The organism is Lysobacter sp. Root690 (assembly GCF_001427785.1).
Classification (GTDB): Bacteria; Pseudomonadota; Gammaproteobacteria; order Xanthomonadales; family Xanthomonadaceae; genus Lysobacter.
Genome location: NZ_LMHM01000013.1, coordinates 542,412 through 560,033, shown reverse-complemented (window position 1 = coordinate 560,033; position 17,622 = coordinate 542,412). Strand labels below are relative to the sequence as shown.

Genomic DNA, 17,622 nt, shown 5'->3' with positions numbered 1-17,622 from the left:
GCTCGCGCCGCTCCTACAGGGAGCGCATGCAGGAGCGGCGCGAGCCGCGACCACGACACCACAACCATTGCGAAACCAGCCGGCGCCCGCGCACGGACCCGGCTTTTCGAATGCCACGACTCAGCGCGCGGTGACCGTCAACGCCACCCGCAACGCGACCTTCGGCCGGATCGGATCGTCGCTGGCCACGCACACGTAACCGCTGTGCGCGCCCGGCGCGAGGCCGGCGGTGTTGATGCGCACCCGGTTGGCGAAGCTGCCGTTGCCCGGCACCCGCCCGAACGCTCGCTGCGGCGCGCCGATCCACGGCGCTCCGCATTGGCTCTGTCCGTCGATGCTGTAAGCCAGACCGGCGAAGCCCTCGCCGGCGCCCCAGCTACCGACACCGGCCGCGTTCGGCGCGATGGTGCGGAACTGGTTGTCGCCGGTGTTCGAGGCGAACCACACCCAGCGGTTCGCGAAGCTGGTGCGCGCGCTCACCACCAGCCAATAGCGGCCCGGCGCGAGTTCGACGTTCTGACCGGCGGCGGTCAGGTCCAAGGTGATGTCGGCGCCCTGCACGCTCACGCCGGTCGCGTTGGGCGCGGCGGTGTAGCTCCATACCGCGTTGCCGGCGAGCGGATTGCTGCTCGGACTACCGGCGTTGTCGGCGTACACCGCCCAGTTCAAGCTCGTCGCCGTGCTTGCCAGCGGTTGCCCGCTGGAGACGAAGCCCGCCGAGAACAGCTTGGACAGCTTGGTGGTTTCAGCCAGGGTGAAGTCGTCGCTGGAGAACTGCGCCGGCACGCCGGCGCTGGCCGGGTCGGTGTAGATCGTGCTGCGGAAGCCGCTGTTGACGCCTTCGGCGCTGGCGTCGATCAAGGTGCGCGACGCGGTGCCGGTGTTGTCGACCTGGAACTCGAGCGGCGCGGCGCTGGTGTTGCCGATGCTGAAGTCGGCGAAACCGCGGCTGCCGGCCGGCAGGGTCAAGGCGACCTGCGCCGGGCTCAGCTCGATCGCCGGCGGCGGCACCGAGACCGCGATTGGCAGATGCAGCTGCGGCGAGTTGCGGTTCAACAGCGGCTGCAGCTCGAGCTTGCCGAAGTGCCAGCTTCCGTCCTTGGCGAAGTTCTGGCTCAGCACCAGCACGCTGACCGTGGTGCTGCTGCCCTGCGCGGAAACGAAGATCGGCGGGAAGGCGATGCCGTTGAGGCCCTTGACCTGCGCCAGCCACAATTCGGGCTTGCCCTGGGCGTGACGGAAGGTGCGCTTGAACGTGCACGAACCCACGCACTCGCTCTTTTCCAGGCTCGCCAGATTGAGCGCGGACACATCGCCGCCAGTCGCCGGGTCGGCGGCCAGGAAGCGCGCGGTGGTCTCGTTGAGGACCAGACCGGCCTGGGTGGCGCGATCGACCTGGATGCGGCCCGAGCCCATGTCGAACGCGTCGGCGGGAGTGACCTCGTCTTCGCGGAACACCTCCTGCTTGGCAGTCAGCATCAGCGCCGACTTGATCTCGGCCGAAGTCCAGTTCGGCTGCGCCTGACGCAACAGCGCGGCGGCGCCGGCCTGATGCGGCGAGGCCATCGAGGTGCCGCTGAGCAGGCCGACCACGTTCTCGCTGCCGGTCAGGGTGGTGCCGGAAATCACCGCGAGCACGTTGACGCCGGGCGCGGTCACGTCGGGCTTGATCAGATCCAGGCCTTCGGCCGGTCCGCGCGAACTGAACGCCGCGAGCACGTCGGGCGTGTTCGGGATCGGCGACGGCGGGAAGTTGATGCCGCCGGTGGAGGTGTTGCCGTTGCCGGCGGCGAAATCGCGCAACGCATCGCTGTCGGTCTGCGAGGCCAGGAACGCCGGGATCGTCGTGCCCGGCACGCTGGGCGTGGTCAGGGCCGGCTGGTTGTTGGCGATCACCACCGCGACCGCGCCGGCGGCCGTGGCGTTCTGGATCTTGACCGAGAAGTTGCAGGTGCCGCGGCGGATCACCGCGACCGCGTTGCTGAAGGTGCCGGCGGCGAACGGGTTGCAGCCGTCGTCGGCGGCATTGATGCCGGCGCTGACCCGCAGCGGCGTGGTCGGCGGCAACGACGCCGCGAACGCGGTGCCGCCGCTGCCCTCGGTCAGTTCGATCGCCTGCAGCGCCGGCGGCACGGCGCCAGGACCGGTCACCTGCAGCAGATAAGCGAACGTGCCGCGGCCGTGCTGAGCCGCCGCGGTGGTCGAGGTCCAGGGCTGGCGATGGCCGGTGGTGTTCGGGCCGGGGCCGGAGTTGCCGGCCGCCGCGGCGATGAAGATGCCGGCGTCGGAGGCGTTGAGGAAGGCCAGCGACACCGCTTCGCCCCACGGCGACGCGCCGCCGCCGATCGAGTAGTTGATGACGTCCACGCCGTCGGCGATGGCCTGGTCAACCGCCGCCACCGCCGAGGTGTTCGGGCACTGCCCCTGGTTGGTCGCGGCGATGGTGTAGCAGATGTCGTAAGCGATGATATTGGCGTGCGGCGCGACACCGGAGATGCGGATGTTGCGGCCCTTGAAATTGGCGGTCCAGGCATTGCCGGCCGCGGTCGAGGCGGTGTGGCTGCCGTGGCTGTTGGTGTCGCCGAAGCCGGGTTCCTCGCGCAGGCCGGCCACACCGCAGGTATTGCCGGGCGGGCCGCAGACGAAGTCCCAGCCGCCGATCAGCTTGTCGTTGCAGCGCCCTTCGTCGACCCCGCCGGGCGCGCAGGTGCCGATGAAGTTGCCGCTGCCGTTGGGATTGACGTGGTGATAGCCGGTGTCGTCGATCGCCGCGAACGCCGGGCTGCCGAAGTTGATGCCGGTGTCGAGAATGCCGACCACCACGCCTTCGCCGCGGAAGTTGGTGGGGTTGGCGTTCCACAGCGCCGGCGCGCCGATCAGCTGCGGGCCGACGTCGGTGGCGAGGGGGTACTCGCGGTATTCCTCGACCAGTTCGACGCCCGGCAACTTGGCGATGCGCGCGGCTTCGTTTTGGGTCATGCGGGTGACCACGCCGTTGACCGCGTGGTGCATGCGCCGCTCGATCGCCAGCGGACGGCCGATCAGCGAGCTGATGCCGCGTTCGTGATCGCGCTGCACGGTGTCGAGATGGCGCACGTAGCTGCGCGCCTGGGCGCTGTGGACGTCGATGCGGCTGGTGCCGCCGCTCGCGCTCTTGGCCGAGGCGCTGTTGGCGTTCTGCGCGCCGGCCAGGCGCTGCGGCGCGGGCAGGCCGGCGATTTCGCCGTGATACGTGCTCAGCGGCGCTTCCTTGTACAAGACGATGTAGCGGCTGGTTTGCGTTTCCAGGCCGCTGTTGGCGCGTTGCGGCGATGGCGCGCCGCCGATCGCGCCGGCGTCGGCCGGGCTGTCGCCGCTCAGGCCGCGTACCGCGGCGCCGGCGAGCGCGGCCAGCCCGATCAGGCTGACTGCGATCGTCAATCGATTGACTGCATGTGGCATCGAGAGGTCCTCCACGTTCGTTCGCGAAGAGATCGCCCCATGCCTGCCCTGTCCAGGCACGTCGCGGTCCAGAGTTCAGGAGGGAGCATCGCCCCCGGCGAACGCCGGCGGCCTGGCGCCGCGAACGCAGCGGCCGGCGCGGTGCACGCGTCGGTCGATTCATTTGCGTCCCCGGCAGGCACTCCCCACCTGCCGACACACTGCGCGAGAGCGAAACGTTACGGCGTGATCATTGCCACAGTTTCAGCGCCGTTGCAGATGGTTTTTCTGCATGTTTCAGCGCCGCAACCTCATGAATCGGGATGCGGCGCTTCGCGCATTGCGCACGCGTATTTCGCGAGCGGGCCTTGTTGCCGCCGTGCTTGTGCGTATGGAACCGATGTACTGCGGCGCATCGTGGCGAGCTGAGCGAAGAGCGTCGGGGCTGAAGCGCGTCCCGCAAAAGACTTCGTGCTTACGATCAACTCGCCTCGACTCGCCTCGACTCGAATCGTCTTGGAACACCTTGCCTCGATTCGATTCGATTCGATTCGATTCGTTTCGTTTCGTTTCGTTTCGTTTCGTTTCGTTTCGTTTCGGTTCGGTTCGGTTCGGTTCGGTTCAATGCAATGTGATCGCACACACCCGCAAGCGATACGAAATCGGCGCAAGCCCGAAGCCTTTTGTGGGCGGCGCTTCAGCCCCGACGCCTTTCGTTCCGCCGCGTCGAATCATCCGATCCGGACACTCGACTCCAATTGCACTCAACCCGGGCAGATGCGAAATCGATAACCCGCATCGATGCGCTCCGATTTCGAAGCCGACAAAAAAACGGCGCCCTCGCGGGCGCCGTCGTGTATCGCATCGCAGTATCAGGACCGGCCAGGTGATTCACCCAACCGGCCGATCCCACATCGGCGTCATCGCCTCCAAACCGGCAGCCGATGCGCCGCCTGGATCACCAGCCGAAACCCGCGCCGATGCCGACCGAGCTTTCCGAATCGCTGAACGCACCGCCGACGGTGACCGTCGCGCGATCGCTGATCGCGCGCTGGTAGCCGATCGACAAGGCCTGCTCGCCGCCCTGGAAACCGGCGCCGACCGCGACCCGGTTGGTGGTGCGCAGGCCCGCGGCGCTGGCCGACATCTGCACCATCGCCGAGGTCATCGCGCCCATCCGGTCGATGCGCTGGTCCTGCTTGTTGAAACGCCAGTTCATGTCGTCGCGCAGGCGATTCACCGCTTCGGTCGGCGCGGCCAGCATCTGGGTCACGCGCGAATCGGTGTAGGTGTTGGCGCTGCGCAGGGTGTTGACGTCGCCGGCGTCGGCGTGGGCGTTGGCGCTGCTCAAGGTCGCCGCGTCGCCGGCCTGGACTTGGGCGACGTTGGCCGCGTCGGTCGGCGCGGTGCCGGCGGCGACGTTGGACACGCGCGTGCCGCCCGCGCCCTGCAGGTTGACCTGGGTCTGCGAGGGATCGGAGTAGGTCACCGAGTTGGCCGCGCCGGTGCCGACCCGGGTGTACAGGTCGGTCAGGCGGCCGTCGACCGCGGCGAAGGCCGAGCCCACGTCGTTGTAGTTGCCGCCCTGGATCACATAGGTCGGCGGGGTGAACACACCGCCGCCGAAGCTGGCGCCGCCGCCGAGCGCGCCGGTCACGGTGTTGAGCTGCGACAGATTGACCGCGTCGGTGTCCTGAGTGGCCGCGGCGACGTTGACGAGTTGGCGCTCGGCGCCGGCCGAACCGATCGAGACGGTGTTGGCGCGATCGGCGACCGAGTTGCTGCCCAGGGCCACGCTGTCGGCGGCGGTCGCGCTGGCGCTGTTGCCGAGCGCGACGGCGTTGTCGGCGCCGGCGTTGGCGTTGTTGCCCAGCGCGGCGCTGTTGTCGCCGGTGGCGTTGGCGGCCGCGCCGACCGCGGTGGCGTTGGCGCCGGCGGCGGTCGAGGAGCTGCCGGTGGCGACGCTCTGGTCGCCGCTGGCGGTCGCGCCGGTGCCGCTGGCGACGCTGCCCAGGCCGCTGGCGGTGGCACCGATGCCGCTGGCGACGCTCTGGTCGCCGCTGGCGGTGCTGCCCGAGCCCAGCGCCGACGCGGCCTGGCCGGTGGCGACGCTGCCCTGGCCAAGCGCGACGCTCAGATCGCCGGTGGATTGCGCGCCCGAGCCGACCGCGACGCTGCCGAAGCCGTCGGCGGTGGCGCCCGGACCGCACGCGGTCGCATCGACACCATTGGCGGTGGCGCCGGCGGAATCGACGTTACCCAGGCCGTCGTCGACCTGGCAGGTCGAACCGGCCCAGGCCGAGGTGCTGGCCAGCATCAGTGCGGCGGCGAGGACGGAAAGCTGCATGTTCTTCATGAAGACCCCTGAGACGGGGCGGGCCGCGGCGAAGCGCGCGACGGCCCGCGGAATGCGGGAATGGACCGGCGCGGCGCCGGTCCGATCGAAAGGCACCGCCGCCGGGTGGCGGCGGTGCCGGGTCTAGCCGTTGCCGCCGATCAGGGCCCCGGCGTGACCGTCAGCGCGACGCGCAGCGCCGCCTTCGGCCGCACCGGATCGTTGCTGGCCACGCACACGTAGCCGACGTGGTTGCCCGGCGTCAGGCCGGCGGCGCTGATCTGCACCTGGGTGTTGACCCCGACGGTCGGGTTGAGGCGGCCGAACGCGCGGTCCGGTGCGCCGATCCACGACGCGCCGCAGGCGTTCGCGCCTTGCAGGTTGAAGGCCTGGCCGGCGAAGCCGGTGCTCGCGTTCCACACGCCGGTCCCGGCGGTACCCGGGGTGATCGCGCGGAAGATGGTGTCGCCCGTGTTGGAGGCGAACCACACCCAACGGTTGGCGAAGGTGCTGCGCGAATACACGATCAGCCAGTAACGGCCCGGAGCGAGGTTCACGTTCTGCCCGGCCGCGGCCAGGTTCAACGCGATATTCGCGCCGGTAACCGTCACACCCGCGCCGGTCGGCAGCGCCGAGTAGCTCCACACCGCGGCGCCGGGGGTGGTCTGCGGATTGCCTTCGGGGTTGCCGCCGACGTCGCGGTAGATCATCCAGGTCAGGCCGGTCGAAGTCGTCGCCAGCGGCTGGCCGCTGGACACGAAGCCCTGGGTGAACAGCCGGGTGATCTGGGTCGCTTCGGTGACGGTGAAATCGTCGGACGAGTACTGGCCCGGACTGCCGGCGGTCGCCGGATCGGTGTACTGGGTGCTGCGGAAGCCGCTGCTGACCGCGCCGGCCGGCGCGTCGATGTAGGTGCGGGTGCCCGAACCGGTGTTATCGATCTGGTAATCGAGCGCCGAGCCGCCGACGTTGTCGATACGGAAGCTGATCGAACCGGTGCGGCCGGTTTCCAGGTTCAGTGCGACCTGGCCCGGATTCAACGCGATCGCCGGCGGCGGCACCGAAACCGCGATCGGCAGACGCAGCGTCGGCTGCGCGGTGTTGCCACCCTGCGGCGTCAGCACCAGCTTGCCGAAGTTCCACGAACCGTCCTTGGGCAGCGAGCTGCTCAGCACGGTCACCTTGACCGCCTTGCTCTCGCCCGGGTTGAGCACCAGCGACAGCGGCGTCACCACGACACTCAGCCCCTCCCCGCGCACGTTCCAGGTCTGGCGCGTGCTCAGGGTGTTGCGGAAGGTGCGGGTGAAGGTGCAGCTGTTGGCGCACTTGGCCTTGCCCATGCTCGGCAGGTTGAGGCTGGACGGATCGCCGCCGGTGGCCGGGTTGGCCGCGCGGTAGTTGGCGGTGGTCTCGTTGAGCACGAGGCCGGCCTTGATCGCCTGATCGATCTGCACCCGGCCCGAGCCCATCGCGAACGCGTTGGCCGGGGTCACCGAGTCTTCCTTAAACACTTCCTGCTTGGCGGTCATCATCAGCGCCGACTTGACCTCCGAGACAGTCCAGGTCGGTTGCACCTGACGCACCAGCAAGGCCGCGCCGGCCTGATGGGGCGACGCCATCGAGGTGCCGTCCTTCAGGCCGATCGCGCTCTCGCTGCCGCTGATGGTGGTGCCGGCGACGACCGCGAGCACCATCACGCCGGGCGCGGTGATGTCGGGCTTGACCAGATCGAACGCGCCGGCCGGGCCGCGCGAGCTGAAATCGGCGAGCACGTCGGGGGTGTTCGGCAGCGGCGTGGGCGGATAACCGATGCCGGCGGTGGAGGTGTTGGCGTTGGCGGCGGCGAAATCGCGGATCGCGTTGCCGTCGGCCTGGGTGATGCCGAACGCCGGAATGGTGGCGCCCGGAACGCTCGGAATGATGCCGCCGGCGGCGTTATTGACGACCACCAGCGCGCTCGCGCCCGCCGCCGCGGCGTTGGTCGCCTTGATGGCGAAGCTGCAGGTGCCGCGACGGATCACCGCGACCGCGCCCTGGAACGTGCCGGCCGGATATGCGGCGCAACCGTCCTCGACGCCGTTGATGCCGGCGCTCACGCGCAGCGGCGTGTTGCCGGGCAGCGCGGCGGAGAACGCGACGCCGCCGGTGCCTTCGGACAACTGCACGGTCTGCAGCGGCGCCGGCACCGCGCCGGGGCCGGTGACCTGCAACAGATAGACGAAATCGCCGCGGCCGTGAGTCGCCGCGGCCGTGGTGGCGACCCAGGGTTCCAGATGGCCGGTGCTGCCCGCGACCGGACCGTCGTTGCCGGCCGCGGCGGCGACGTAGATGCCCGCGTCGCTCGCGTTCAGGAACGCCAGCGAGACCGCTTCGCTCCACGGATTGCTGCCGCCGCCGATCGAGTAGTTGATCGCGTCGACGATACCGTCGGCGATCGCCTGATCGACCGCGTCGGCCGCCGACACGTTCGGGCACAGACCCTGGCTGGTCGAGATCTTGGTGTAGCAAACGTCGTAGGCAATGATGTTGGCGCGCGGCGCGACACCGGACATATGCACTTCGCGGCCGCGGAAGCTGGCGGTGCGCACGTTGCCGGCGACGGTGGAGGCGACATGGCTGCCATGACCGTTGGTATCGCCGAAACCGGGCTCCTCGCGGATATCGGGCTGGCCGCACTGGTTGGCGCGCGAGGCGCACACGAAGTCGTAGCCGCCGATCAATTTATCGTTGCAGCGGCCCGCATCGACGCCGCCGGGGGCGCAGGTGCCCAGGTAGTTGCCGGTGCCGAGCGGATTGATGTGCTGGTAGCCGGTTTCGTCGATCGCGGTGAACGACGGGCTGCCGAAGTTGATGCCCGAGTCGAGCACGGCGATGACCATGCCTTCGCCGCGGTGCGCGGTGGGCGTGGCGTTCCACAGCGCCGGCGCCCCGATCAGGGTCGGACCGGTGTCGGTGGCCATTTCGTATTCGCGGTATTCCTCGACCAGCAACACCTCCGGCATCGAGGCGACCTTGGCCGCTTCGTTCTGCGACAAGGTGGTGACCATGCCGTTGAGGGCGTGGCGCATGCGCCGCTCGACCCGCAGCTGACGGCCGAGCACGCGGTCGATGCGCTGCTCGTAGCCGCTCTGCATCTCGTCGAGGTGGTGCACGTAATTGCGCGCGTTGGCGCTCTTCACGTCGATGCGGCCCTCGCTCGCGGCGGCCATGCCGGTCATCGCGCCGCGCCCTTCCAGGCGCGCCGGCGCCGGCAGGCCCTGCAGGCCGCCCTTGTAGGTGCTCAACGGCGCGTCCTTGTACAGGACGATATAGCGGCTGGTCTTGCTCTCGGCGCTGCTGATCGCCGGCGCGGGCGCGCCGCCGATCCCGGCGAAACCCGCGCTGCCGCCGCCGCTCAATGCGAACACGCTGGCGCCGGCGATCGCCGCTACCGCGGCGATACCGAGCGCAATCGAAGTTTTCTTAAACACCTGTTGCATCTGAAACGTCCCCCACTCCAGTTTGCAAAACAATCCGCTCCGCTCGCGCACCTGGCGCAAACGGAGTGGTCCGTGATCATGATTCGACTGCAAGGCCCCACGCGGGTAAAAAACACCCCTGATACCCACAACGCGTGCCAGCCGACACTACCCCACCCCACGCTTGCGACGCGAGTGCCGTTTCTGATGAACGGGTCATGCAGCGGCCCGACCAGCGGTCGCTCGGCGACCGCTTCAGGCTTGACAAGGCGGGAATCGGCGCGCGAAGGCGCCGGTCAGCGATCCGGCCAGGGACGCAGCAGGCCGCCGCGATAGACCACCAGGTACACCGCGACCACCCAGGCCGTGGCGACCGCCCAGCCGGCGAGGATGTCGGAGGGGAAATGCACGCCGAGGTACAGGCGCGAAAAGCCGACCAGCAGCACGAACGGCGCCATCACGATCAGCACCGGCCAGCGCCAGCGGGTCGTCCAGCTCAGCCCGATCAAGGTGGCCGCCAGGGTCATCGACCCCATCGCATGCCCGCTGGGAAAACTGTAGTTGTGTTCCGGCGCGATCGATTCCCACAGCGACGGACGCTCGCGGGCGAAGAACTGCTTGGCCGCGATATTGAGCAGCGCCGACCCACCGAGCGCGATCGCGGCGAAGATCGCTTCGCGGAAACGGCGCAGCGCGACCAGCACCACGACCAGGCCGATATCGAACGGCACCACGCCGTACAGATAGCCGAGCTGCGACACGATCACGAACAGTTTGTCGTAGCCCTCGCGGGCCAGGCCGTGCGCGTACTCGAGCACCGGCACGTCGAAGACGATGGCTTCCTGCTCGTGGATTTCGTCGGCCAGTTCGGCGAAGCCCCACAGCGGCAGCAGCAGGCCGGCGAACACCAGCAGCAACAGCCAGCCGTGCCGGCGCAGCACCGCCGCGCCGAAGCGGGTGACCTGCTGCAGGGCGTTGTCGTTCGAACCGCTCTGGACCGCGGCGGCCTGATCGGTCGCGGCGGCGCGCTCGGCCGCGGCGCGCGACTCAGGCGCCGGCGACACGGGCGTTGTAATTGCGTTCGACGTAGCTGTCGATCAGCGCGACGAAGTCCTGGGCGATGTGCTCGCCACGCAGGGTCACGGTCTTCTCGCCGTCCTCGAACACCGGCGCCGACGGGGTCTCGCCAGTGCCCGGCAGGGAAATGCCGATGTTGGCGTGGCGCGATTCGCCCGGGCCGTTGACGATGCAGCCCATCACCGCCAGGGTGAGGTTCTCCGCGCCCGGATGGGTGATCTTCCACTCCGGCATCTTGTTGCGCACGTGTTCCTGCACGGTCTGCGCCAGCTCCTGGAAGAAGGTGCTGGTGGTACGGCCGCAACCCGGGCAGGCGGTCACCATCGGGGTGAACGCGCGCAGGCCCATGGTCTGCAGCAGTTCCTGGGCGACGATGACTTCATTGTTGCGCGACTGGCCCGGCTCGGGCGTCAGCGAAATGCGGATGGTGTCGCCGATGCCTTCCTGCAGCAGCACGCCGAGCGCGGCGCTGGAGGCGACGATGCCCTTGCTGCCGATGCCAGCCTCGGTCAGGCCCAGATGCAGCGCGTAATCGCCGCGGGTGGCCAGTTCGCGATACACCGCGATCAGTTCCTGCACGCCGCTGACCTTGGCGCTGAGCACGATGCGATCGGCCGGCAGGCCCAGCTCGACCGCGCGCGCGGCCGAATCCAGAGCCGAGCGGATCAAGGCCTCGCGCAGCACCCGGCCGGCATCCCAGGGTTCGGCGCGGGCAGCGTTCTCGTCCATCAGCTGGGTGGCCAGCGCCTGATCCAGCGAACCCCAGTTGGCGCCGATGCGCACCGGCTTGCCGTACTTGATCGCGAACTCGATCAAGGTGGCGAACTGGCTGTCCTTCTTCTTGCCGAAGCCGACGTTGCCGGGGTTGATCCGGTATTTGGCCAACACTTCGGCGCACGCCGGCTCGGCGGTGAGCAGTTGATGCCCGTTGTAGTGGAAGTCGCCGATGATCGGCACCTCGATGCCCATCATCGCGAGTTTGTCGACGATCCGCGGCACCGCCGCGGCGGCCTCGACGGTATTGACGGTGATGCGGACCAGTTCCGAGCCGGCCCGCCACAATTCGCCGATCTGCTTGGCGGTGGAGGCGACGTCGGTGGTGTCGGTGTTGGTCATCGACTGCACCACCACCGGCGCGCCGCCGCCGACCTGGACCCCGCCGACCGTCACCGATCGGGTCAGGCGTCGCGGCAGGGGGCCGAAACCGGGATGGGCGCAGGGCAAGGCGGCATCTGAATTCATGGCCGGCATTGTAACGCCGGGGCACGCGGCATACGTGTCGCTCAGGTGAAGCGCGGGGGGAACGGTGTGGTGCGGTGGGTCGCGGGGTTGGTGTGGCGCCGCCCCGGCAGAGTCGAGGCAAGGCCGGCGGAAGGTGAAACCGGTAGCGAGCCCTCCGCGATACCATCGACGATGACGATGTGCCGTTAGAACGCGCCGCCCCCAAGACCGTCATTCCCGCGAAGGCGGGAATCCAGTGCCTTTCGTGCGAGAACGCCTGAAGTCGCTGGATTCCCGCGTTCGCGGGAATGACGAGCAAAAAAGCGTACCTACGCCCGCCCCTTCCACCAGCCACACCATCAAATGCCCCCCAACCAAGCCGACGAAGTCCTAACCCCCAGCCAGCTCAACGCCCTGGCCCGCGACCTGCTGGAGGACACCTTCCCGCTGATCTGGGTCGAAGGCGAACTGGGCAACCTGTCGCGGCCCTCGTCCGGGCATCTGTACATGACCTTGAAGGACGCGCGCGCCCAGGTCCGCTGCGCGATGTTCAAGCCCAAGAGCAGCTGGCTGAAATTCGTCCCGCGCGAAGGCCTGCGGGTGCTCGCGCGCGGCCGGCTGACCCTGTACGAAGCGCGCGGCGACTACCAGCTTGTGCTCGATCACATGGAGGAAGCCGGCGAAGGCGCGCTGCGGCGCGCGTTCGAGGAACTCAAGGCGCGGCTCAGCGCCGAAGGCCTGTTCGACAGCGAGCGCAAACGCGAACTGCCGCGCTTCCCGACCCGTATCGCGGTGATCACCTCGCCCAGCGGCGCGGCGGTGCGCGACGTGCTGAGCGTGCTGGCACGGCGCTTCCCGCTGGTCGAGGCCGAGGTGCTGCCGGTGCCGGTCCAGGGCGACGGCGCGGCCGAGCGCATTACCGCGATGCTGCAGCGCGCGCAGGCCTCGCAACGCTATGACGTGATCGTGCTCGCCCGCGGCGGCGGTTCGCTGGAAGACCTGTGGGCGTTCAATGACGAACGCTTGGCGCGCGCGATCGCCGCATCCGCGGTGCCGGTGGTATCGGCGATCGGTCACGAAACCGACTTCAGCCTGGCCGACTTCGCCGCCGACGTGCGCGCGCCGACCCCGTCGGTCGCGGCCGAACTGCTGGTGCCGCAGCGCGACGATCTGCTGCACCGCCTGCGCGTGCTCGACGCGCGCCTGGCCAACCTGCAAGGCCAGCGCCTGCGCCAGGCGATGCAACGCACCGACCGCGCCGGCCTGCGCTTGAATGCGCAACGGCCGCAGGCGCGCCTGGCCGCGTTGCGCACCCGTCAGGACGATGCATTGCGCCGGCTGCAGCAGGCCTGGAACCTCAAGCTCGAACGCGAACGCGCGCATCTGCGCCATGCCGACGCGGTGCTGCGCGCGCGCCACCCGCAACGCCGCATCGCGCAATTGCGCGAACGCCTGGGCGCGCTCGCCCTGCGTCCGCAGGCGGCGATCGCGCGGCGCCTGCGCAACGACGCGCTGCGCCTGCGCGGCCTGGCCCGCTCGATGGAGGCGATCAGCCCATTGGCCACCGTCGCCCGCGGCTACGCCATCGTCCAGCACGAAGACGGCCGGGTGGTGCGCAGTGTGCTCGACGCCGCGCCCGGCGATCGCCTGACCGCGCGGGTGCACGACGGGCAGTTGAAGGTCCGGGTGGAAGACAGCGGCCAATAGGCCGCGCCGTTCGCCCGTTCGCGACCTTCACAGCGCGAACGCGAAACGCGAACGCCGTCGCTTTGCCGGTCGTGGCGAATCCAGTGGCGAGCAATCGACGGCGAACGGTCCGCACCGTTCCACCACCATCGCCCACCGCTAACACCGTTTGCGCGAGGATCGGACGATTCGGGCCAGGCCCGCATCCGGAGTCCCGCATGACCAAGGCGTCCGACCTGTTCGTCGCCGCGCTCGAGGCCGAGGGCGTGCAATACGTCTTCGGCATTCCCGGCGAGGAAAACCTCGACCTGCTCGAATCGATGCGCACCTCGACGATCAAACTCGTCCTCACCCGCCACGAACAGGCCGCCGGCTTCATGGCCGCGACCTACGGCCGCCTCACCGGCAAGGCCGGCGTGTGTCTGTCCACGCTTGGGCCGGGCGCGACCAACCTGGTCACCGCCGCGGCCTACGCTCAGCTCGGCGCTATGCCGATGCTGATGATCACCGGGCAGAAACCGATCAAGACCAGCAAGCAGGGTCACTTCCAGATCGTCGACGTGGTCGACACGATGCGCCCGCTGACCAAGTACACCCGCCAGATCGTCGCCGCCGACAGCATCCCGGCGCGGGTGCGCGAAGCCTTCCGCCGCGCCGAGGAAGAACGCCCGGGCGCGGTGCATCTGGAACTGCCGCAGGACATCGCCGGCGACCCGACTCAGGCGCGGCTGATCCCGGCCTCGTTCTCGCGCCGCCCGGTCGCCGAGGACAAGGCGATCGAACGCGCCGCCGAGGCGATCGCGAATGCGCGCCATCCGATCCTGATGATCGGCGCCGGCGCCAACCGCAAGACCACCTCGAAAACCCTCGACGCCTTCGTCGCCAAACTCGGCATCCCCTACTTCACCACCCAGATGGGCAAGGGCGTGCTCGACGAAGAAGGCCCGCTGTGGCTCGGCAACGCCGCGCTGTCGGACCACGACTTCGTCCATCGCGCCATCGACGCGGCCGACTGCATCATCAACATCGGCCACGACGTGATCGAGAAACCGCCGTTTTTCATGCGCGAAGGCCGGCGCACGGTGATCCACGTCAACTACGCCAGCGCCGAGGTCGACGCGGTGTATTTCCCGCAGATCGAAGTGATCGGCGACATCGCCCATTCGGTGTGGCGACTGTCCGAAGCGATCGCGCCGCAGCCACACTGGGACTTCGCCTTCTTCGATCGGGTGCGCACGGCGATGCTCGAACACCTGCGCGACCGCAGCGACGACGACCGCTTCCCGCTGGCGCCGCAACGCATCGTCGCCGACCTGCGCAGCGCGCTGTCGCCGCGCGACGTGGTCTGCCTCGACAACGGCCTGTACAAGCTGTGGTTCGCGCGCAACTACCGCTGCCGCGAACCCAACACCCTGTTGCTTGACAATGCCCTGGCGACGATGGGCGCCGGCCTGCCCTCGGCGATCGGCGCGCGCATCGTGTGTCCGGACCGCAAGGTCGTCGCGGTCTGCGGCGACGGCGGTTTCATGATGAATTCGCAGGAGCTGGAAACCGCGGTGCGGCTGGGCCTGGATCTGGTCGTGCTGGTGCTGCGCGACGACGCCTACGGCATGATCAAGTGGAAACAGGCGCACGAACGCTATCCGAGTTACGGCATGGACCTGGGCAATCCCGACTTCGTCGCCTATGCGCGCAGCTACGGCGCGCGCGGGCATCGGCCCGAATCCAGCGATGCGTTCCTGCCCTTGTTGCGTGAGGCCTTGGAAACGCCCGGCGTGGACGTGATCGAAGTTCCGATCGATTACCGCGACGACGACCGCATTCTCAACGAAGACATTCCGCGACTGGCCGCGGCGGTGCAGTGAGCGAACCCGCTCGCGGCGCGACCCGACCCGACCCTCGATGCGACCAATCTTCCCGATCTTGACTAGCAAGGAGAACCCAATGGCCAAGCCGAACAAGAAAAACACCGCCAAGCCCGCCAAGGGACTCAAATCCAGCTATCCCTATTACCTGGCCAACCGCCCGGTCGCCGCCAACACCGAGCTGGACGTGCTGGACAAGTACACCGGCAAGCGCGCGACCCGGGTCGCGATGGCCGACGCGGCCGCGGTGCGCAAGGCGATCGTCGCCGCGCACAAGGCGCGCGAAGCGATGGCCGCGTTCACCCCCGACCGCCGCCGCGACGTGCTCGAACACTGCGTGCGCCGCTTCAGCGAGCGCTTCGAAGAACTCGCGCTGGCGCTGTGCATCGAAGCGGGCAAGCCGATCAAGGACGCGCGCGGGGAAGTCACCCGGTTGATCGACACCTTCCGCATCGCCGCTGGCGAAGCCACCCGCATCGACGGCCAGATCATCGAACTGCAGATCTCCGAACGCACGCGCGGCTATCGCGGCATGGTCAAGCGCGTGCCGATCGGGCCGTGCAGTTTCATCACCCCGTTCAATTTTCCGCTGAACCTGGTCGCGCACAAGGTCGCCCCGGCGATCGCCGCCGGCTGCCCGTTCGTGCTCAAGCCGGCCATCAAGACCCCGATCGGCGCATTGATCATCGCCGAGGTGCTCGCCGAGACCGACCTGCCCGAAGGCGCGTTCTCGGTGCTGTGCTGTTCCAACGAGGATGCGTCCCTGCTGGTCGAGGACGAGCGGATCAAGTTGCTCAGCTTCACCGGCGGCCTGATCGGCTGGGATCTCAAGGCGCGTTCGGGCAAGAAGAAAGTCACTTTGGAACTCGGCGGCAATGCCGCCTGCATCGTCGACGCCGATCCGGGCGTGAGCCTGGATCATGTGGTCGAACGATTGGTGTTCGGCGCGTATTACCAGAGCGGACAGAGCTGCATCAGCGTGCAGCGCATCTACGCGCATGCCGACATCTACGAAAAACTGCGCAAGAAACTCAAGGCCGCGATCGGCGCGCTGCGCATGGGCGATCCGCGGGTCGATACCACCTTCATCGGCCCGGTGGTCGACGAAGACGCGGCCAAGCGGATTCAGTCGTGGATCGACGCGGCGGTCAAGGGCGGCGCCAAGCGCATCAACGGGGGTCCGCGCGAAGGCAACATGATCCCGGCGACATTGCTGGAGAAAGTTCCGCACGATGCCGACCTGTACCGCAAGGAAGTGTTCGGGCCGGTCGCGCTGATCGAACCGTTCGACGATTTCGACAGCGTGCTCGGCGAGGTCAACAACAGCGATTTCGGTTTGCAGGCCGGCGTGTTCACCGGTCGCCTGGATCACGCGATGAAGGCCTGGGACGTGCTCGACGTCGGCGGCGTCATCGTCGGCGACGTGCCGAGCTTCCGGGTCGACAACATGCCCTACGGCGGGGTCAAGGATTCCGGCCTGGGCCGCGAAGGCGTGCGTTATGCGATCGAGGACATGAGCGAGCAGCGTTTGTTGGTGATTCGTGACCCGGTGGCCTGAAACCGCGCCATCGCCAAAATACCGCGCGACCCAAAGCCCCTCTCCCGCTCGCGGGAGAGGGGTTGGGGTGAGGCCCGCGAGCCATCGCGCCGCCCCCATCCGGCCCTTCGGGCCACCTTCTCAGCCCTGTACTCCCTTCGGTCGCCGCCAGCGGGAGAAGAACTCCCCCAAAGTTGATGCCTATCAGGTCGGGCAAAAAAATCCTCAACAGAAATATTTCCCCGACCTCAACCCCACTCAACACAGCGGCGCGTTTCATTCCCCAGGTCCACACACCAGGGAAGCCGCCATGCACGCTCGCACCTCGCCCGCCGCCTCACCGCGCCTGATCCGCAACCACCTCGGCGCGGCGCTGACCGCAGCGCTTGCCCTGTCGCTGGCGGCCTGCCAGGCGACCGGCGATCTGGCCCCGTCGCAGACGGCGCAGGCGCCGGCCAAGAATGAAGCCGTCGGCACCGATACCACCGCCGACGCCCGCTTACGCCACGATGCACCTGCCGATGCAGCCGCAGCGGCCGAGCCCGCCGCCAAGGCCGAAGCCGACCGCGCCAACCTTGGCGCCGCGACCATGACAAAACCCGCCGGCAGCGTCGAAGCGAAATCCATCGCTTCCTCGCCCGCCAACCACGCCGCCCCGCGCGAGCAGTCGCGCGACCGCGTCCAGGTCACCGGCTCGCGCATCGGCCCGACCTACGCCAAGCGCATGGCGATGCCCGCCGCCGTCGCCGCCGCCGCGCCGGGTTTCCTCGCGCCGCCCCCGCCGCCGCCCGCGCCGCCCTACTCGCAGCCGGCCAACACCGAGAAATACGCGCAGCGCGAAGACAATCCGGTCCAGCGCACCCGCGAACAACCGCTGTCGACCTTCTCGATCGACGTCGACACCGGCAGCTATACCAATGTGCGGCGCATGCTCAATGATGGCCAGCGTCCGCCGGCCGACGCGGTGCGCGCCGAGGAATTCATCAATTACTTCGACTACGGCCACGCCGCCCCGACTTCGCT

The 17,622-nt window shown here is 68.6% G+C and carries 9 protein-coding genes; 4 read left to right on the top strand and 5 right to left on the bottom strand.

Annotated elements, in window-relative coordinates; all coding sequences use genetic code 11:
* Positions 1-120: 120 nt before the first annotated feature.
* The 5 genes from ASD86_RS14420 to ispG form a co-directional block, all read right to left on the bottom strand.
* The gene (locus ASD86_RS14420; protein WP_056111666.1) at positions 121-3,441 is read right to left on the bottom strand and encodes a S8 family serine peptidase; all 3,321 of its coding nucleotides are present in this window, start codon (positions 3,439-3,441) and stop codon (positions 121-123) included.
* Between the two features lie 937 nt (positions 3,442-4,378).
* Positions 4,379-5,767 (bottom strand): YadA-like family protein, encoded by a 1,389-nt coding sequence (locus tag ASD86_RS14415; protein ID WP_235567762.1) that lies wholly within the window; start codon positions 5,765-5,767, stop codon positions 4,379-4,381.
* A 149-nt stretch (positions 5,768-5,916) separates the two neighbouring features.
* The gene (locus ASD86_RS14410; protein ID WP_056111660.1) at positions 5,917-9,234 is read right to left on the bottom strand and encodes a S8 family serine peptidase; all 3,318 of its coding nucleotides are present in this window, start codon (positions 9,232-9,234) and stop codon (positions 5,917-5,919) included.
* 275 nt (positions 9,235-9,509) lie between these two features.
* On the bottom strand, positions 9,510-10,184 hold the full coding sequence (locus ASD86_RS14405) for a phosphatase PAP2 family protein (protein WP_082578410.1): 675 nt from the start codon (positions 10,182-10,184) through the stop codon (positions 9,510-9,512).
* A gap of 76 nt (positions 10,185-10,260) precedes the next feature.
* Entirely contained in the window at positions 10,261-11,532 is a 1,272-nt protein-coding gene (gene ispG / locus ASD86_RS14400) for a flavodoxin-dependent (E)-4-hydroxy-3-methylbut-2-enyl-diphosphate synthase (RefSeq protein WP_056111654.1), read from the bottom strand.
* A 342-nt stretch (positions 11,533-11,874) separates the two neighbouring features.
* Here ispG and xseA point away from each other — a divergent pair, with 342 nt between their 5' ends.
* The 4 genes from xseA to ASD86_RS27875 all read left to right on the top strand — a co-directional run.
* Positions 11,875-13,218 carry an exodeoxyribonuclease VII large subunit gene (xseA, locus tag ASD86_RS14395; RefSeq protein ID WP_056111651.1) on the top strand — a complete coding sequence of 448 codons (1,344 nt, stop codon included), beginning with the start codon at positions 11,875-11,877 and terminating at the stop codon, positions 13,216-13,218.
* 197 nt (positions 13,219-13,415) lie between these two features.
* Positions 13,416-15,062, top strand: coding sequence for an acetolactate synthase large subunit (locus ASD86_RS14390; RefSeq protein WP_056111648.1), 1,647 nt, complete (start codon positions 13,416-13,418; stop codon positions 15,060-15,062).
* A gap of 79 nt (positions 15,063-15,141) precedes the next feature.
* On the top strand, positions 15,142-16,620 hold the full coding sequence (locus tag ASD86_RS14385; protein ID WP_056111645.1) for an aldehyde dehydrogenase family protein: 1,479 nt from the start codon (positions 15,142-15,144) through the stop codon (positions 16,618-16,620).
* 289 nt (positions 16,621-16,909) lie between these two features.
* The coding region (locus ASD86_RS27875) for a von Willebrand factor type A domain-containing protein (RefSeq protein WP_235567780.1) at positions 16,910-17,622 on the top strand (713 nt) is incomplete at its 3' end.